Below are 17,157 nucleotides of genomic sequence, written 5' to 3' on the forward strand. Positions count from 1 at the left end.
CAGCGTGCAGTGCGTTTCCCCCACGAAGCGCACAACATCACGCTTCGACTCAACCTTTAGCGGGCACTGATAAAGCTCGCTCTTGGTTTTTAGATAAAGATCTTTCGGTTGAGAAGTCAGTTCAGCGCTAAAGCCGCCATCCTCTGAAGAAATAAATGAACTGCTGTTCAGCAAGTGAGCCTCGGTAATCGGTTTACCGGTATCGGAAAGTAGCGTGCCAATATAGGTGTAGTGAGATTCCATTTTAACTTCGCGAACTTTCATCTTACCTGGCAGCAGGAACACCGACTGGTTGCCTGCACCGCTGGTGATGTTGGCCATACTGCCCCGTCCGGCATCACTGTTTTCAATCACGGAGACATTTCCTGGTTCAAAGCCAGACACCGGGAACAGCGCTTTATTTCCCTGGCCCATGGTGGCTGAACCCCCGCCGTCAACGGCGACATTGACCAGTGCATTGTTATCGGTGTCGCTGTCTTCACCCTGATTCACTTCCACCGCCACGGCCGCACCCGGTGCACCGGTACCGGAAGGCCCCCAGAAGAAGCCTGAGCGTGACGCCGCCATCGATGAACTGTAGCTGCCACTTAATGCCGCCTGATGCGTTTGTTGGGTTCGGTCATAGCTGTCAGATAGCATCATTGAAGCATCGCCATACTGCCCGTTAAGGTGGCCGTGAACATCGGCATTAATATTGGTACTGTTATTTCCGCCTACGCTAAAGCCGAGCTGATGCTGGTCGTTTGCTCCCCAGTCCCAGTCCTGGCTGGCGCTGTAGTTAAAATCTCCGGAACCTTGTTGGCTCCCTTCATAATCCGTACTGACGGAAGTATGGCTGGAACGTCCATTTCCATTTGCCGGGGTGCTGCGTGTGAGCGTAAAGCCGGCGTAAATACCGTTATCGTTATTGCCGGCGTCATCACCGGTGCGGCGATAGCCACCCAAACGGGTGCTGAGGTTTAAAGTGCTCCAGCTAAAGGTGCGGTTAAGCGTAAGTTGTACAGTGCGGGAGGACGAGTTGGCCTGAGTTGCGTTCGCCATATTGTCCTCAAATGACCGTGAGGTTTCATAATTATCGTTGGTCAGGCTGGTGTTGGTATTTTTCGTATAGCCCAGCGACACAGACCATTTTTGAATCGGCACCGCCACGGTCGCATTCAGCGTTTCATAGCAGCCAATATCGGCATAATCAGTACGGCTCCCGTCGGTCTGGCATTCATTACCGTAAGCTGCATTATGGTAAACGCTGAGAGAAAAACCGTCGTTATAGCTCAGTTGCTCGGCGTCGCCATGCGTCCCGTCGCTGCCGGTCAGAATGTTGGCCTGAATATCCAATACGCCATCTAATAGTTTGTTATCGAAACCGTGTGTCCATTCAACACCCCCTTCCTCAAAATGCTGATTGTCGATTTTGGCAACGCCCGCGGTCAGGGTGGTTGAACTGCCAATCGGTAGCCTGAAACCGGCCTGCATCGCCGTGGCTGACTCTATTTTCTGATGACTGTCATACGACTCGATATCATCGGCGACCCTTCCGCCCTGAACAAACCACTGCATATGTCCATCACCGATTCCGCCTGTTTTGGTAAACGGCTGAACCTCGGTGCGAACCAAAGCGTTATCTTCATAAATTTTGAGCGTGACGCCATAACTGCCCGACGGGAAATTGCCGGTATCCAGAGTATTGGAGCCGCTATTGAGGTAAAACGTCCCCAGCAGTTGATTACCACGATAGGCATCCACGCGCGATTTTCGTGACAGCAGTACCACAATCGGTGAGCCTTTGCTGGCCTCTTCCTTATTGAGATAGCTCAATGAGCTCCCGGCACGAATACCGTCAATGGCACCGAGTGGCAGCATAGAAAAACTAATATTCCCACCAAGATTGCTGGAAAGATCCCGCGAATCCATGCGTCCGGCTTGCACATAATGGCGCTGGCCTAAACTCTGGCGGTAATAGAGATCGTCAATATTGACGCTTTGCTCACTGGTATCATCTTCACGGTAAGCATTAAGCGACCAGTCAAAGCCGATATAACCATTGGTCAGCACACCCAGCGCACCCGCACCTTGTAAAGAGAGGCTGCTGTAATCCTGTTGCGCAATAATATTCAGGTTTTGTTGATGGATAAACGCGTTTTCGCTCTGGCGGGTTGGGGTGTAATACAGCGCGTGTTTATCGCCTTCGGGCAACAGTTTTTTATCCACGAATATGCTGATTTTAGAATCATTTTCGTCGTAAATAATCGCCAGTTTATCGGTGTCAATATAACCGCAACCTGCCGCATTATTGTTGCTGCTACAGGCGAGATTACCGTTACGGGGCAGGGGTTGAGCAATTTGTTCGACCAGTTGTTGATATTGCTGGCTCTCTTTTTTAATCGGTAAATTCAGTGCGTTTAATACCTCCATGGGTTTCAAAAACTGGACGGTATCAAGAGTCACTTTTGCTTCAAATAATCCTGCTGATTGGCCTAACAAATTCACATCGACCCACAAGTCTTGCCCGGTCACCAGTTCTTCAAAACCGGCCGGAACGGCTGAATCGGCAAATGCCAGGGTTCCAAAAAGGGCGAGATGAATGCCCAGACAGCATGCAGATGCTTTCCATATATTCATACTTATCTCCTTTTTAGAAAAAAAACCTGCCACCCTGCTGATGCAGGGCACAGGTTGCGTTGAGGGTACTTAAGCGAAAACTTATTCGGTTGCCTGAGTCAGGATCAGTGAAACCATGCCGGTGTAGTTACCTGAGGCCAGTGGTGCTGTGGTTGCCGGTAAAATTTCCAGTGGCAGGGTGACAGAACCCTGATCCACTTCGCCGGTAGGGAACAGCACTGCGGCAGCCAACGTTGCCGGTACCGGAGTAATGGCTTGTGTACCCAGTTTCACCGCCAGTGTTTGTGTACCGGTACCCGTGGTGTTGGTCAGTACAGGTGTGGAGCTGAGGCTGGCCTTAATATCTTTGGCGGCATCGTTTGACCATATTTTGGTCTCCAGAGTGGTCGGAGCCAGACCCACGCCCGGGGTATACTGCATATCTACACTGGCGGGTAATGGTTGGCCGTCTGACAATGTCATATCCAGAGTCGAATCCACGGTGGCATTAACCGTAATATCTTTCTCAACAGCAAAAGCATTAACAGCAACACCAAAAGCAATAGCAGCAATAACTGATTTCATAACAGCGTTCATAATAAATATCCTATAGATGAAGTTAATTTGCACAATCAATATGCGCGAGAGTTTAAAACTAATGTGATAAATAAAATAACAGGTGGTTTTTTATTTAGGACACTATAAATTCTTTTTCTGCCGTACTCTTATCTACCCAGTTACGGTATTCCAATTTAATAACACCCTTTGATGTGGTAGGAATGGATGCGGGTAATGTGAAAGATTGTTGTGGATAGATCTTTTTGGTGATCGGTGTCCATTTACATCCTGCATCGTCATTTTGAGTCGGACATAATCCTATGCGGGATAATTCAATATGAATTGTCCCTGTATTATTGATACGCCTCTGCTGCGCATCAAATGTAAAGTTAATTTCTGGTTTCAGTGGTGGCACGAATACCAGTGCACCCCAGCTAATATTCACCCCCACTTTGTTATTCACACTGGTGGTGTCGGGGGCCTGTTCGTTATCCATGCTGGATATCGGGTTGAAATAGACGCGGTAGACTTGCTCCATTGTCGGTGTCTGCATATTAACGAGTCGCGTGATGCGGGTTGTGCCGGCGGCTAATGCAAATTTTTCCGGGGTAATAACCAGATTTTTGCTATCACCCTGAGTAACCTCTGTCTCTTTCTCCTGTGTTGTCCCAGGATTATCAATTTTCTTAATGGTTGCTTTGATATATTCAGTTTGTTTAGAACCCGATATCGTTTTAATTTGCCCGGCGCCTTGCGGGTTCATTTTTACCGACATTGGGTAAACTGTGATACTGGCAAATGCGGAACAAGCAAATAAAGTGCCGCTAACGGCAAGGATAATATGCCTGGCAATAAGTTTTTTTCTCATGCGGGTCATCGAATAATTCTCGTTAATAGATGTGAGTCATTCCTTGCCAGATAGGTAAATAAAGTTGTCCGTTTCAATGAGGCAAATCATACATATGATAATCGGTCTTTAATAGGGGCAATTATAACGGTGACTGATGGGTTAAACTCTTTTTTGGAGTGTGTAACGGATGATTAACAATTGATATGGCTTTTTAGTGAATGAATTATAAGGTTTTTTATTACTTGATAAGAGTGATGTATATCATCTGTTAATTGATATTTTGAATATTCCAGATAACTGAAACATATATTTATCATTACTGAATAACGGTGAATAACAGTCAATAAAACCGAGAATTAGCGAGCCTAGTCCTTGTTTTAAGGTAAAAAAAAGCCGCCTGCTGATGCCAGCAGACGGCTTTATTCAATCTCGAGCCAGACCTCAATTAATGGCGATGACCACCGCCGTGACCACCCCCGTGACCGCCACGGCCATGGCCACGACCGCCACGTCCACGATGATCATCACGATCATTCCAGCCCGCACGGTAGCCACTTTCGAAACTGCCCCGACCACGGTCTTTATACCAGCCACGATGAAGGCCATTATCATGGCGACGCCAGTGGTTATCGCGCCATTGGTAGTGATGATGCCAGTAATCGCGGTCACGCCAACCGCCACCATCCCAGTAATTACCGCGATAATCTTGATCGCCTATCTGAAGCTTAATCGACGGCAGCAGGGTGATTTCGCCCGCATTCGCCAGCGGTACAAAGGCTAGTAATGCAACTGCAAGAATCAGTGACCTGAACATACTCTCTCCTAATACACGATAACCGCCAGGCGGCTTGTTAACGTAATAGTAAGATGTGGTAAACAAGTATTTCATCGGCACTAATCCTAATTCTCAGAAAAGAGCACTTTTTGCTAATTTAGATTAAAATTAAAACAGGTTAGTGTTAGCGGTTACACTAATATTTCTTCGATCTCTGCAAGCTCTGCTGCGCTGAAATGGCGATTCTCTAACATGCCCACGGCATCATCAATTTGACTGATTTTACTCGCACCAATCAGAACCGATGTCACCTTATCACCACGCAGTACCCACGCCAGTGCCATCTGGGAAAGCTTCTGCCCACGACGTTGCGCTATCGCATTCAATTGACGTACTTTTTCCAGTTTCTCAGCAGTGAGTTGGTCAGCATTAAGGAACTTACTACTACTGGCAGCCCGTGAGTCAGCTGGGATCCCGTTCAGATAACGGTCAGTCAACTGGCCACCCGCCAGAGGCGAAAACGCAATGCTACCGACGCCTTTATCTTGCAAAACATCCAGCAAACTGGCTTCCACCCAACGCTCGAACATCGAATAGCGAGGCTGATGGATAAGGCATGGTGTACCGAGATCGTTCAAAATATCAATGGCTTGAGCTGCCAGTTCTGCCGGATAATTTGAGATGCCGACATACAGTGCTTTGCCCTGACGCACAACGGTATCCAGCGCGCGCATCGTCTCTTCCAGCGGCGTTTCAGGGTCTGGGCGGTGGTGATAGAAGATGTCGACATACTCAAGCCCCATACGCTTCAGGCTCTGATCAAGGCTTGAAATCAAATACTTACGCGAACCCCAATCGCCGTAGGGGCCTTCCCACATGGTGTATCCCGCTTTTGACGAAATAATCAGTTCATCGCGGTATGGAAGGAAATCTTCACGCAGTATGCGGCCAAAGTTTTCTTCAGCAGAACCGGGAGGCGGGCCGTAGTTATTTGCCAGGTCAAAATGGGTGATCCCCAAATCAAAAGAACGGCGTAACAACTGGCGGCTGTTATCGAGCAATGTGGCATCACCAAAGTTGTGCCATAAGCCCAGCGATATAGCAGGGAGTTTGATTCCACTGCGCCCGCATCGGCGGTATTCCATTGATTCATAACGCGCAGAACTTGCCTGATAAACCATGTTGGTTCCCTTGTCAGTTAAATTACTCGTGATTCGGCGTTCGCGGTCTACCTGCGACTCGAATTATTTAGGGTGAGTGTATACGGTTTCACAACGTTTCGGGCTACCAGACTACACCCCAGTTAAGTGTAAATCCCTCTTTCCACTCCCTTATTTTCGCGGTTCCTCGACAGCGATCACATATGCCCAATACTCACTGTAAGCCCTCTGAGAAGGAATGCGTCATGACTTACCGTGTAGCGGACTATATCCTGGACCGATTCACCGAAGTCGGGATCAACCATTTGTTTGGTGTCCCCGGTGATTACAACTTACAGTTTCTGGACAGTGTGATTGAAAACCCGACCCTCGGCTGGGTTGGGTGTGCCAACGAACTGAACGCCGCTTACGCCGCCGACGGATATGCACGTTGCAACGGCGCGGCGGCACTGCTAACGACATTTGGCGTTGGCGAGTTAAGCGCGATTAACGGCATCGCCGGAAGTTACGCCGAATATTTACCGGTTATCCATATTGTGGGTGCCCCCTGTATCGGGGCGCAGCGGCGCGGTGAGTTACTCCACCACACCCTGGGCGACGGGGACTTCGGCCATTTTGCAAGAATGGCGCAGGAGGTAACGGTGGCGCAGGCGTCCCTCACCGCAGAAAATGCCTGTTACGAAATCGACCGTGTTTTGCAACAGGCGCTCACACAGCGCCGCCCAGGTTATATTCTCCTGCCAAGTGATGTCTCTCAGGCTCTCGCAACTCGCCCGACTCAAGCTCTTTTCGCTGTGCCATCAGGCAGTGACCCCGCATTACTGGCCGAATTCCGCGCGTGTGCTCAGGAGCGACTGGCAGAAAGCCGCAGCGTTGCGTTATTGGCTGATTTCCTGGCGCTGCGTTTTGGGCAACAAAAAGCATTACAACAATGGATGGATAACACGCCAATGCCTCATGCCACCTTGCTGATGGGGAAAGGCTTATTCGATGAGGGCCAGCAGGGGTTTGTCGGAACATACAGCGCCTCCGCCAGTGATGAAAAGGTCATACAGGCTATTGAAGAGGCCGAGCTTGTCATCTGCGTCGGCGTCAAATTCACCGACACTCTCACCGCCGGATTCACACAACACTTCACCTTAGAACAGACTATCGATATCCAGCCAAATGCCACGCGCATTGCTGACCGCTGGTTCAGTGGCATTGCGATGGCGCACGCGGTTGAGGTGCTGCATCAGTTGTGTAAACACCAGGTGTCGGGTTGGCCTGTCCCCCAACAAAAGCCTCCGGCGTTACCCGCCGCAACCCCCCATACACTGGATCAGCACGCTTTCTGGCAGTCGATGCAAAAATTCCTACAAGCGGGTGACATCGTTCTTGCCGACCAGGGAACCGCCGCATTTGGTGCAGCATCACTGACCTTACCCGCAGGCGTGACGTTTATCGCCCAACCGCTCTGGGGGTCGATTGGTTTTACACTCCCTGCGGCGTTTGGAGCGCAAACAGCCTGTCCAAACAGACGTGTAATACTGCTGGTGGGGGACGGTTCGGCACAACTCACCATTCAAGAAATAGGCTCAATGCTGCGTGACCAACAACGGCCCGTTATCTTCTTGCTCAATAACGACGGTTACACCGTTGAGCGGGCGATTCACGGTGCGGAGCAGCGGTATAACGACATTGCGGCGTGGAACTGGACGCTAATCCCACAGGCGATGAATGTTGATAATCCGGCGCAATGCTGGCGAGTGACGGAGACAGTGCAGTTGGAAGAGGTGATGCAGACGGTGGCAAAAGCAGAACGGCTGTCGCTTGTGGAAGTCGTTCTGCCAAAACAAGATATCCCCGAGTTGTTGCAGGCCATCACGACTTCGCTTGCGAAACGCAATGCTACCTAGTACGTGAGGATTCTGAGCACTGCCCGGGACCAAAATAACAAATCAAATAGCGATCTATATCTTAGGCTTAGGCTTATCGGCCATCATCACCGGTTTGCCGGCCAGCAGTAACCAGGCTGGGAGTATCACGATACACAGCAGCGGAAGCAGTTTGATATCTGGCACCACAGCCATTGCCATAAACAGACTCAGCCAGCCATCACGCGTAACAACCAATACCAGGCCAAGGATGGCGCAAGACAGCGTAATCGCCGCCGGAACCGCTTCGACATGCTGATGGAGCATCATACCCAGTGCCACTGCGACGAACACCACCGGGAATATCCGCCCGCCACGGAAACCACAGGCTGACGCAATCACCAGTGCGGCCAGTTTTACCAGCGCAAACATCAGCAAAGTTGCCACAGAATAATGCTGAGCGACGGCGAGCTGGCGCATTTCATCCAGCCCTTTGAACAGCGTGACTTCACCACCAATCAGCCCTAATACACCTAACAGAAAACCCCCCGTACCAAGAATCAACACGGGATGTTTTAGCTGATGAATCATGCGGTGTGCACGCGGCAAGCACCAAACGGCGATCATGCCCAATGCAATGGCGATAGTGGCCACCACGGCGCCGCTAAAGATATCCACCAGACGTAATTCCTGATATTGCACCACAGGTAACGAGAAGTCAGGCTGGAAGAACAAATCCGTGGTCATGGCGCCGGCAGCGGCGGCCATTAGTGGGGCAAAAAGCCGGTCCCACAACGGCACATCGTTGCTGCCATTCAACATTTGCGAAAACACCAAAGCTGCCGCGACTGGCGTACCAAATAGTGCACCGATGGTTCCAGCTGCTGCGAGGATAGTCCAGTCGAGCGCTGCGACTCTGGGTAAGAAACGTGCGCCAATCGCCACCGCGAGCGCAATATTCACCGACATAATAGGATGTTCCGGCCCGAGGCTGACCCCACCAGCAAGCCCTAACACCAGTGCAATAAGCAACCCAGGAAGCACCGCCACCGATACCGGTGAGCCAATCAAGGGCTCGGTTGCAGGATCAGGTCCGGCATGGCCAGGCATATAGCGAACCACCAACCCAACCGCAATACCGGTGAAGGTCAGCATCAAAAGGATCCACATCGGGGAATTCATATCGAGGTCGAAATGTGAGGGCAGGGTAACCCACAAATATTTCTGTAAAACCGCAGCGACTTTCATCACCACGATCAATACCAGACTGGAACAAATCCCGATAACTAATGCTGGGATGGAAAGGACCAACATGGTCCTGGCTCGCGGATGGAGCATAAATTTTCCTTACTCTAAATTATTTAGCGCAAATTGCTGCGGCAAACAGTCTGTCTGATGAGTTGTTAAGCCTGGCTGCCATCAGGGCTGAAACGCTCAAGCTAATTTGTGACGAAGATCAATATTCCCAAGGCACTTCTCATCTGGTCGTTGTTGTTTAGGCTAGCTAATTTTACAGTGATGCCAGATCTTATTTTGACTTTAGCGGAGCAGTGGAAGAATGACAAAATATGCTTTGGTGGGAGATGTAGGCGGCACCAATGCGCGTCTGGCACTGTGCAACGTTGAAAATGGTGACATCACCCAGGCAAAAACCTATTCGGGCCTTGATTTCCCAAGTCTGGAAGCGGTCGTGGTGCATTATCTCAAAGAGCACAATGTCAGCGTGACTGACGGTTGTATCGCCATTGCTTGCCCGATTACCGGTGATTGGGTAGCGATGACCAACCATACCTGGGCATTCTCTACCGCCGAGATGAAAAAAAATCTCGGTTTTGAACATCTGGAAATCATCAACGACTTTACTGCCGTTTCGATGGCTATTCCGGCGCTCAAAGAAGAACACCTGATTAAGTTTGGTGGTGGTGAGCCGGTAGAAGGCAAACCGATTGCAGTTTATGGCGCAGGCACCGGGCTTGGGGTGGCACATCTGGTTCATGTTGATAAACGTTGGGTGAGTCTGCCGGGCGAAGGCGGTCACGTTGATTTTGCGCCTAACAGCGAAGAAGAGGGGATTATCCTCGAAGAGCTGCGCACTGAAATTGGCCACGTTTCCGCTGAACGGGTGCTCTCAGGCCCAGGTTTAGTGAATTTGTATCGTGCGATTGTTAAATCAGACGGGCGTGAGCCGGAAGGCTATAAGCCGAAAGACATCACCGAAAAGGCACTGGAAGACAGTTGCACCGACTGCCGTCGTGCGTTGTCATTGTTCTGCGTCATTCTTGGGCGTTTTGGTGGCAACCTCGCATTGAACCTCGGGACATTTGGCGGCGTGTACATCGCAGGTGGCATCGTGCCACGTTTCCTCGAGTTCTTTAAAGCTTCCGGTTTCCGCGGCGGTTTTGAAGATAAAGGGCGCTTTAAAGAATACGTACACAATATTCCGGTGTACCTGATTGTTCATGACCAACCAGGATTGCTGGGTGCCGGGGCGCATTTGCGTCAAACGCTGGGGCAGGTTCTGTAATATCCCCTTCATACTTCAAGCCGCATCTTTGTCGCTTCCTTGCGCGCGCGATGCTGCTCGAATTATTTTGGATATAGACGGGTGCACATTCTTGCACCCGTTTTACAAGCGCATCAACTGGCGAAACTCTTTCACTTTGCTGCGACTCACCGGCACCTGAAAATCCAAATCCTGCAGACGTAAAATATAGGTATTGTTAAACCACGGCTCTATCTCGCGGATTTTGCTCAGGTTAACGCAATATGAGCGATGGCAACGGAAGAAATGACTTTCCGGCAGGCGGTTGCAAAACTCACTAATATTCATCGACATCACATACGCTTCACGCCGCGTATACACAAAGGTCATTTTCTCGTGTGCTTCGGCATAGTAAATATCGTTAATATCCGTAACGATAATCCGCTCATCTTTCACCAGATTAATGGTCAACGTTTCACGCGCTGTGGTATTAGCGGAAGCGGGGGCATTTTGTTGCTGGAAAGCGGCTTCCAGTTTTTGCAGCATCCCAATAATACGTGACTCTTGATAAGGCTTCAGAATGTAGTCGAACGCTTCGAGCTCAAACGCTTCCACCGCATGCTCTTTCCAGGCAGTGATAAACACAATAAACGGCTTATGGGCAAACTTACTGATATTTTGCGCCAGCAAAACGCCGTCTAACGAAGGAATGTTGATATCAAGAAAGATGGCATCAACTTCATGATGTTGCAGATATTTCAGCACATCCATGCCGTCATCAAAGGTGCCGACAACGTCCATCTGGCTGTGCTCTTTGATAAGCCAGTTCAACTCCTGTTGCGCCAGCACTTCATCTTCTACGATGAGAACTTTCATGCATTTCCTCCTTGCTGCGACAATAACGGTGGAACGGCGCTGGCAGCGTGCGGCACGTAAAACGCAATCTCAGTGCCCGGCTCAAGGCGGCGGATATGCAGGCCTTCTCCGTAGAGTAATTTTACGCGGTGATGCACATTCAACAGGCCAATTTTATTGCCTGGCATTTCGTTGGCCTCTACGCGTTCAATGACCTGCGGATCAATACCGTTGCCGGTGTCCCTCACCGCAATACGCACGCGATTGCCACTCTCCTCAACGCTGATGGTGACCACTCCTTTGCCTTTACACGGCTGTATTCCGTGGACAATCGCGTTCTCCACCAGTGGCTGAATAAGCAGGCTGGGAATCAAACAATTCACCTCTTCATCAATGTGATAAATCACCGTCAGTTTGTCGCCAAAACGCGCCTGCTCAATGGCGATGTAATCCTTAATCTGATACAGCTCTTTTTTAATATCGATCTGCTCATCGTCTTTTAATTCAATGTTGTAACGCAGATAGCGCGACAAATTATAAATCAGCTGGCGTGCGGTATCGGGGTTGATACGAATAGAGGACGAAATTGCATTCAACGCATTGAACAGAAAATGCGGGTTTATCTTGCTTTGTAATGCACGTAACTCGGCTTTATTGGCCATTTCGCGCAACTGTTCGGCACGGGAAACCTCCAACTGCGTAGAGATAATTTGTGAAAGCCCAACCGCCATTTCCTGCAATGTCGACGTTATCTGGTGCGCGTGACGGTAATAGATTTTCAGCGTGCCAGTGACGACACCTTTTTCCCACAGCGGGATAATAATCAGCGAGTGAATTTCCGGGGTACGATAGGCTTCATCATTATTCCTGATGATTATCTTCCCTTCGCGTAGCGAAAGTTGGGTTCTTGGGCTGATGCCAACATCACTTTGCTTATAGTTATTTTCCCCAACGCCCACATATGCCAGCACTTTGTCGATATCGGTAATTGCCACGGCATCGGCGTTAATATCCTTGCGAATAATATCGCAAACCTGGCGCAGTGATTCGCTATTCACGTTACGGAACAACGGCAGGGTTTTATTCGCGATATCCAGTGCCAGCTTGGCCTGACGCGCAGCGCTGGCCTCTTTTTCGCCTTCGACACTTTGCACCAGCAACACAATAAAGCCGATTGAGACGGTGCCGAGAATCATCGGAATACCGATTTTTGACACGATATCAATGCCCAGTGAAACGGATGGAGCCCACAGAACGACTAAAACCATGGTCATGGTTTCGCACAGCATCCCGGCAATAATCCCCACACGCCAATGTTGTGCTTTCGGTATTTTGCGGTTTATCCCACCCGCGATACCTCCAGCGACAATACTGGTAATCAGGCAGGGAATAGCGGTAATACCACCTATATCAATAAGATAACGGTGAATACCTGCAATAACCCCGGTAATAATGCCGACCCATGGCCCAAATAAGATACCGCCAGCCATCACGGCGATAATTCGCACGTTGACCAGCGAACCTTCAACATGAACCCCGGACCAGGTACTGAACAGGGCGAACATCGAGAAAATCGCCGTGACCGCCAGCAATTCTTTGGCCGTATGGGCATTTTTATGCAGTAGCTCGCGAAACAGGCGGATGCGAATTAAAAAGAACAGGCAAATAAGCATCAGCGCCGCCCGGTCAAAAACCGCCAGCAGCATATTAAAAATTTCGTGCACGGGTGACTCGCGTGACAAAGAATGGAAGGGCAATGATAAGGAAATAACTGAGTGGTTACCAGAAACGTGGCTTATTGCTAAAAAGAAGGCGGATGTCGCTCGCGCTAATCCAGCCTTCCGTTTTCGTCGGTCGGATAAGCGAAGCGTCATCCGACTCTTTTAGGAACAAAATGCCTTACTTTCCGCCCAACTGTTCGCGACCCGCCGGTGTTAACTCTTCCGGTGTTGCACGCCCGGTGAAATCAACCTCGAAATCATCCGCAGCAAAATCAGGCGGTGATTTGCCTTCAACAAATGATGACCACTGGCGCTCAAGGTAAGCGGCGTTTTTCTCACACCATGGGGCGGCGGCGATATACATCACGTTGCTGTCGAACTCACCAAGGTGTTCATTTTCAACAGCATGAATGACATCGCAGTGCCAGAAAACGGTGTCGCCTGCTTCCATATTTGGAATTGAGGAAATCCCTGTTAATAAAAGGGGATGCCACTGATTGTTAATAGACAGCGCACGCCCAGGCTTCGCTTCGCATAGCGACTCCTCCGGCACATCGTCTTGTAATGCACGCAGTAAAATGTAAGCCATCGCGTTCGCCACCGGCAACAATGTCAGCGTGCCGCCATGCTTACGTTGTGGGCTAATTGCCGTCCAGCCCTGGAAAGTACGGAACATCGAACACACTGCCGGAGACGGGAATTCACGCACTTCTGTGCGGCCTTCAGCGGCAAATGGGTTGTACTGCTGCCACTCACCGGAGAACACATGGCGATAAACATGGCGGAAATTCTCATCCAGCCAGCGCTCAACCGACCCCCCATCCACATGTGGAGACAGGCCCAAAGAATTTGAGTGAGGCGGGCGACGGCGGGTACGGTCGGCATAACTCACCACGCGATCCGGGTCGAAATGCTGCTTACCGTTGCTCTCGGTTTCCCACAAATTATTCAGGAAAACCTGTACCGCTTTCATGCGTGCATGTTGGCGTGCTTCGACCTGTGGCTTTGACCAGTAAATACCATAAATTTGCGGCTTACTCGCAGCAAGTGTGCCGAAATAGTTATCTTCTGCGGCGTTCTTTAATTTCTCGACGAAGTTATTGCGCTCAAGATAATTGCCGACCTCTTCATTCCAGGCTTGAGCCTGAGCCTGCGGGAATACGCCTTTGACGGTGCAGCAACCGCGCTGGCGAATCAGCGCCTTTTGTTGCTCGCTGACCCGATGATTAACAATGTCATCGGCATTAATTTGCGGGACCGGATTTTCACCGCGATCAAGCTCGGCGCGAATTTCAGTAATCTGGCGCTTCATATCGCCTTCGAGTTGTTCGAAAACCGCTTTGTAGTCAGGAAGCGCGTGGCGAAGTTGTTGTTTTATCTCACGGATTGCACGCGGTAGATCATCAATGTGTAGGGTCATGGTAGTGCTCCACGTCATCTAAAGTTATCCGTCATCCTTCGAGCCGCAGGGGTGTTGGCTGCAACTCGAATGCTAACGGATACGTATAATAATGTTGCGACATGGTTAATATAGATCGTGTTTATCAAATAAAATAGGGATTAGCTTCAAATGAAGCTTCCTCTTTTATGGCGAATTAAAAATATTTTTCCTCCCCTCTCGACAGATGAATTTTATTCAGGCTATTTTCTAAGCAAGCCACATCACGTGGCAGCGTCGCTCGGACGGTCCGGGCGCTAACGTAAAGCTGAGGAATTTATGACTGACTCCAGTCCAAAACGTCATTTTTCGCGTATCGATCGTCTCCCTCCGTATGTGTTTAATATCACCGCTGAACTGAAAATGGCGGCCCGTCGCCGTGGCGAAGATATTATTGATTTCAGTATGGGCAACCCTGATGGCCCGACTCCGCCGCATATCGTTGAAAAACTCTGTACGGTTGCGCAGCGCGAAGACACGCACGGTTACTCTACTTCGCGCGGTATTCCGCGTTTACGTCGCGCCATTTCTGGTTGGTACAAAGAGCGCTACGACGTTGACATCGACCCTGAAAGCGAAGCGATTGTCACCATCGGCTCGAAAGAAGGTCTGGCACACTTGATGCTGGCAACGCTCGACCATGGCGACACGGTGCTGGTGCCAAACCCAAGTTATCCGATTCATATCTACGGTGCGGTGATTGCTGGGGCGCAAGTGCGTTCAGTGCCATTGGTAGAAGGCGTGGATTTCTTTGCCGAGCTGGAACGTGCGATTCGCGAAAGCTACCCGAAACCGAAAATGATGATCCTCGGCTTCCCGTCGAACCCAACTGCGCAGTGCGTGGAACTGGAGTTTTTTGAACGTGTTGTCGCACTGGCTAAGCGTTACGACGTGCTGGTGGTGCATGATTTGGCGTACGCCGATATCGTTTATGACGGCTGGAAAGCCCCGTCAATTATGGAAGTACCAGGCGCTCGTGATGTGGCCGTCGAATTCTTTACCCTGTCGAAAAGCTACAACATGGCGGGATGGCGCATCGGGTTTATGGTGGGCAATAAAGAGCTGGTGAACGCGCTGGCCAGAATAAAAAGTTACCACGACTACGGCACCTTTACGCCGCTGCAAGTCGCGGCGATTGCGGCACTCGAAGGTGACCAACAATGTGTGCGTGATATTGCCGAACAGTACAAACGCCGCCGTGATGTCTTAGTTAAAGGCTTGCACGAAGCGGGCTGGATGGTCGAATGCCCAAAAGCGTCGATGTATGTGTGGGCGAAAATTCCTGAACAATATGCGGCGATGGGGTCGCTGGAGTTTGCCAAAAAACTGCTTAAGGACGCGAAGGTGTGTGTCTCGCCAGGTGTCGGTTTTGGTGAATACGGTGATACGCATGTGCGCTTCGCGTTAATTGAAAACCGCGATCGTATCCGCCAGGCGGTGCGTGGCATTAAAGCCATGTTCCGTGCCGATGGTTTATAGATACGTTTTTAAACCCGACTAAATAAAGAACAGGCTCTGACGAGCCTGGATTAATGATGAAATCGCTGGTTTATTTTACCGCGTCATGGGCGTTTTCCATCGCCTGCTTCATTGCCGCGCTATTGATCGAGTTCTGGCGATTCTGCTCGGCCATATAACAGGCATCTTTGCTGACTCCCTGAGCCTGGCATTCTGCCTGGCGCTGCGCCGGAGAACTGCAACCAACCAATGTTCCAACCATACCCACAACCATCATCAACATTATTTTTTTCATTGCTGTTTAATCCAAAATTAAGAAAAAGCCACCGCAGCGGAAACGCCGTTTCTGGCGTGAGCATAATCCATTATTTTTGGTGCGGGTAAATTAGGAAAAAGCTTAATCATTAGTGCTATCAATGTATTTAATGACACATCGTCGCGAGCTAAACGTTGCGGGCTAAACGGCTGGAGAAGGTCAGTGTCAGCATTTAACCAACAAATTTCGGATTTTTCACGGCCATTTTCAGGGGCATTTTGTGCGTCATCCATTGACCGGGTGAAACTATTCACCCTACATTAATTACCAAATTAATTAATCCCAAACTGACAGGTAACATGACAGTCACCGAAACACCTCAGGCAGAAACGCACCCGCAGGCAACTTCCATTCGTTTGCTGTTCTGCGCGCTGATGCTGGTTATGTTGCTCGCCGCACTCGACCAGACCATCGTTTCCACCGCCTTGCCGACCATTGTCAGTGAGTTGGGTGGGCTGGAACAACTCTCCTGGGTGGTCACCGCTTATCTGCTTTCTTCCACCATTGTGGTGCCGCTGTACGGCAAGTTTGGTGATTTGCTGGGGCGCAAGATCGTGCTGCAAACAGCCATTGTGCTGTTCTTGCTTGGCTCCGCGTTATGCGGGCTGGCACAAAATATGACGCAGTTAATTCTGATGCGTGCCTTGCAAGGGTTGGGCGGTGGCGGGTTGATGGTGGTCACCATGGCGGCGGTGGGTGATGTTATCCCGCCTGCGGATCGCGGCAAATATCAGGGCTTGTTTGGCGGCGTGTTCGGGCTTGCTACCGTGATTGGCCCGCTGATTGGCGGCTTCCTGGTCGAGCATTTCTCGTGGCGCTGGATTTTCTATATCAACTTGCCACTCGGTGTTTTCGCGCTGCTGGTGATTGGTGCGGTGCTGAAACCGCAAACGGCACGCATTCGCCACCAAATCGACTTTCTTGGCGCGGGTTATCTTGCGGCTTCGTTGACCTGCTTAATTCTGTTCACCAGCCAGGGTGGCACGGTGATGGCGTGGTCTGATCCGCAACTGTGGTGCATCTTTGCCTTCTTCGTGGTGACGCTTGGCGGTTTTATCTATGAAGAGCGGCTGGCATTTGAGCCTATCAT

Annotated in this window: 15 protein-coding genes; 4 read left to right on the plus strand and 11 right to left on the minus strand. The window is 50.2% G+C overall.

All coding sequences use genetic code 11. From position 1 onward, the window contains the following. The 5 genes from VJY99_RS11985 to mgrA all read right to left on the minus strand — a co-directional run. Window positions 1-2,619 (minus strand): TcfC E-set like domain-containing protein (locus VJY99_RS11985; protein ID WP_324118703.1); only part of this gene is annotated, 2,619 nt, incomplete at its 3' end. Between the two features lie 81 nt (window positions 2,620-2,700). Further along, on the minus strand, window positions 2,701-3,195 hold the full coding sequence (locus VJY99_RS11990; protein WP_324118705.1) for a CS1 type fimbrial major subunit: 495 nt from the start codon (window positions 3,193-3,195) through the stop codon (window positions 2,701-2,703). A 94-nt stretch (window positions 3,196-3,289) separates the two neighbouring features. Further along, on the minus strand, window positions 3,290-4,033 hold the full coding sequence (locus VJY99_RS11995; protein WP_324118707.1) for a pilus assembly protein PapD: 744 nt from the start codon (window positions 4,031-4,033) through the stop codon (window positions 3,290-3,292). 418 nt (window positions 4,034-4,451) lie between these two features. Further along, complete coding sequence (locus VJY99_RS12000; protein WP_324118709.1) at window positions 4,452-4,820, minus strand: DUF2502 domain-containing protein; 369 nt, start codon at window positions 4,818-4,820, stop codon at window positions 4,452-4,454. Window positions 4,821-4,972: 152 nt separating this feature from the next. Further along, window positions 4,973-5,962, minus strand: coding sequence for an L-glyceraldehyde 3-phosphate reductase (gene mgrA / locus VJY99_RS12005; RefSeq protein WP_324118711.1), 990 nt, complete (start codon window positions 5,960-5,962; stop codon window positions 4,973-4,975). A 224-nt stretch (window positions 5,963-6,186) separates the two neighbouring features. Here mgrA and VJY99_RS12010 point away from each other — a divergent pair, with 224 nt between their 5' ends. Next, window positions 6,187-7,839, plus strand: a complete 1,653-nt coding sequence (locus tag VJY99_RS12010; RefSeq protein WP_324118713.1) for an alpha-keto acid decarboxylase family protein — start codon at window positions 6,187-6,189, stop codon at window positions 7,837-7,839. Window positions 7,840-7,893: 54 nt separating this feature from the next. Here the strand turns inward: VJY99_RS12010 and VJY99_RS12015 are convergent, their stop codons facing one another. Further along, entirely contained in the window at window positions 7,894-9,135 is a 1,242-nt protein-coding gene (locus VJY99_RS12015; protein ID WP_324118715.1) for an ion channel protein, read from the minus strand. Window positions 9,136-9,355: 220 nt separating this feature from the next. On the opposite strand from VJY99_RS12015, the gene glk reads away from it, so the two are divergent. Further along, entirely contained in the window at window positions 9,356-10,321 is a 966-nt protein-coding gene (glk, locus tag VJY99_RS12020) for a glucokinase (protein ID WP_324118717.1), read from the plus strand. A 102-nt stretch (window positions 10,322-10,423) separates the two neighbouring features. On the opposite strand, the gene VJY99_RS12025 is transcribed toward glk, so the two are convergent. From VJY99_RS12025 to VJY99_RS12035, 3 genes are all read right to left on the minus strand, one after another. Then, window positions 10,424-11,155, minus strand: a complete 732-nt coding sequence (locus VJY99_RS12025; protein ID WP_324118719.1) for a LytTR family DNA-binding domain-containing protein — start codon at window positions 11,153-11,155, stop codon at window positions 10,424-10,426. After that, window positions 11,152-12,858: a sensor histidine kinase gene (locus VJY99_RS12030; protein WP_324118721.1), complete on the minus strand. Its 1,707-nt coding sequence runs from the start codon at window positions 12,856-12,858 to the stop codon at window positions 11,152-11,154. The genes VJY99_RS12025 and VJY99_RS12030 overlap by 4 nt, the downstream gene beginning before the upstream one ends. A gap of 175 nt (window positions 12,859-13,033) precedes the next feature. Further along, complete coding sequence (locus VJY99_RS12035; RefSeq protein ID WP_324118723.1) at window positions 13,034-14,275, minus strand: DUF1479 domain-containing protein; 1,242 nt, start codon at window positions 14,273-14,275, stop codon at window positions 13,034-13,036. Window positions 14,276-14,572: 297 nt separating this feature from the next. Here VJY99_RS12035 and alaC point away from each other — a divergent pair, with 297 nt between their 5' ends. Continuing rightward, complete coding sequence (gene alaC / locus VJY99_RS12040; RefSeq protein WP_324118725.1) at window positions 14,573-15,772, plus strand: alanine transaminase; 1,200 nt, start codon at window positions 14,573-14,575, stop codon at window positions 15,770-15,772. A gap of 70 nt (window positions 15,773-15,842) precedes the next feature. On the opposite strand, the gene VJY99_RS12045 is transcribed toward alaC, so the two are convergent. Together VJY99_RS12045 and VJY99_RS12050 are read right to left on the minus strand one after the other, a co-directional pair. Further along, window positions 15,843-16,046, minus strand: coding sequence for a hypothetical protein (locus VJY99_RS12045; RefSeq protein WP_324118727.1), 204 nt, complete (start codon window positions 16,044-16,046; stop codon window positions 15,843-15,845). Window positions 16,047-16,063: 17 nt separating this feature from the next. Then, complete coding sequence (locus tag VJY99_RS12050) at window positions 16,064-16,300, minus strand: hypothetical protein (protein ID WP_324118729.1); 237 nt, start codon at window positions 16,298-16,300, stop codon at window positions 16,064-16,066. A 66-nt stretch (window positions 16,301-16,366) separates the two neighbouring features. Here VJY99_RS12050 and VJY99_RS12055 point away from each other — a divergent pair. Further along, on the plus strand, window positions 16,367-17,157 hold a 791-nt coding region (locus tag VJY99_RS12055), incomplete at its 3' end, for an MFS transporter (protein WP_324118731.1).

Origin of the sequence: Buttiauxella sp., assembly GCF_035271705.1 — a bacterium.
Taxonomy (GTDB): Bacteria; Pseudomonadota; Gammaproteobacteria; order Enterobacterales; family Enterobacteriaceae; genus Buttiauxella.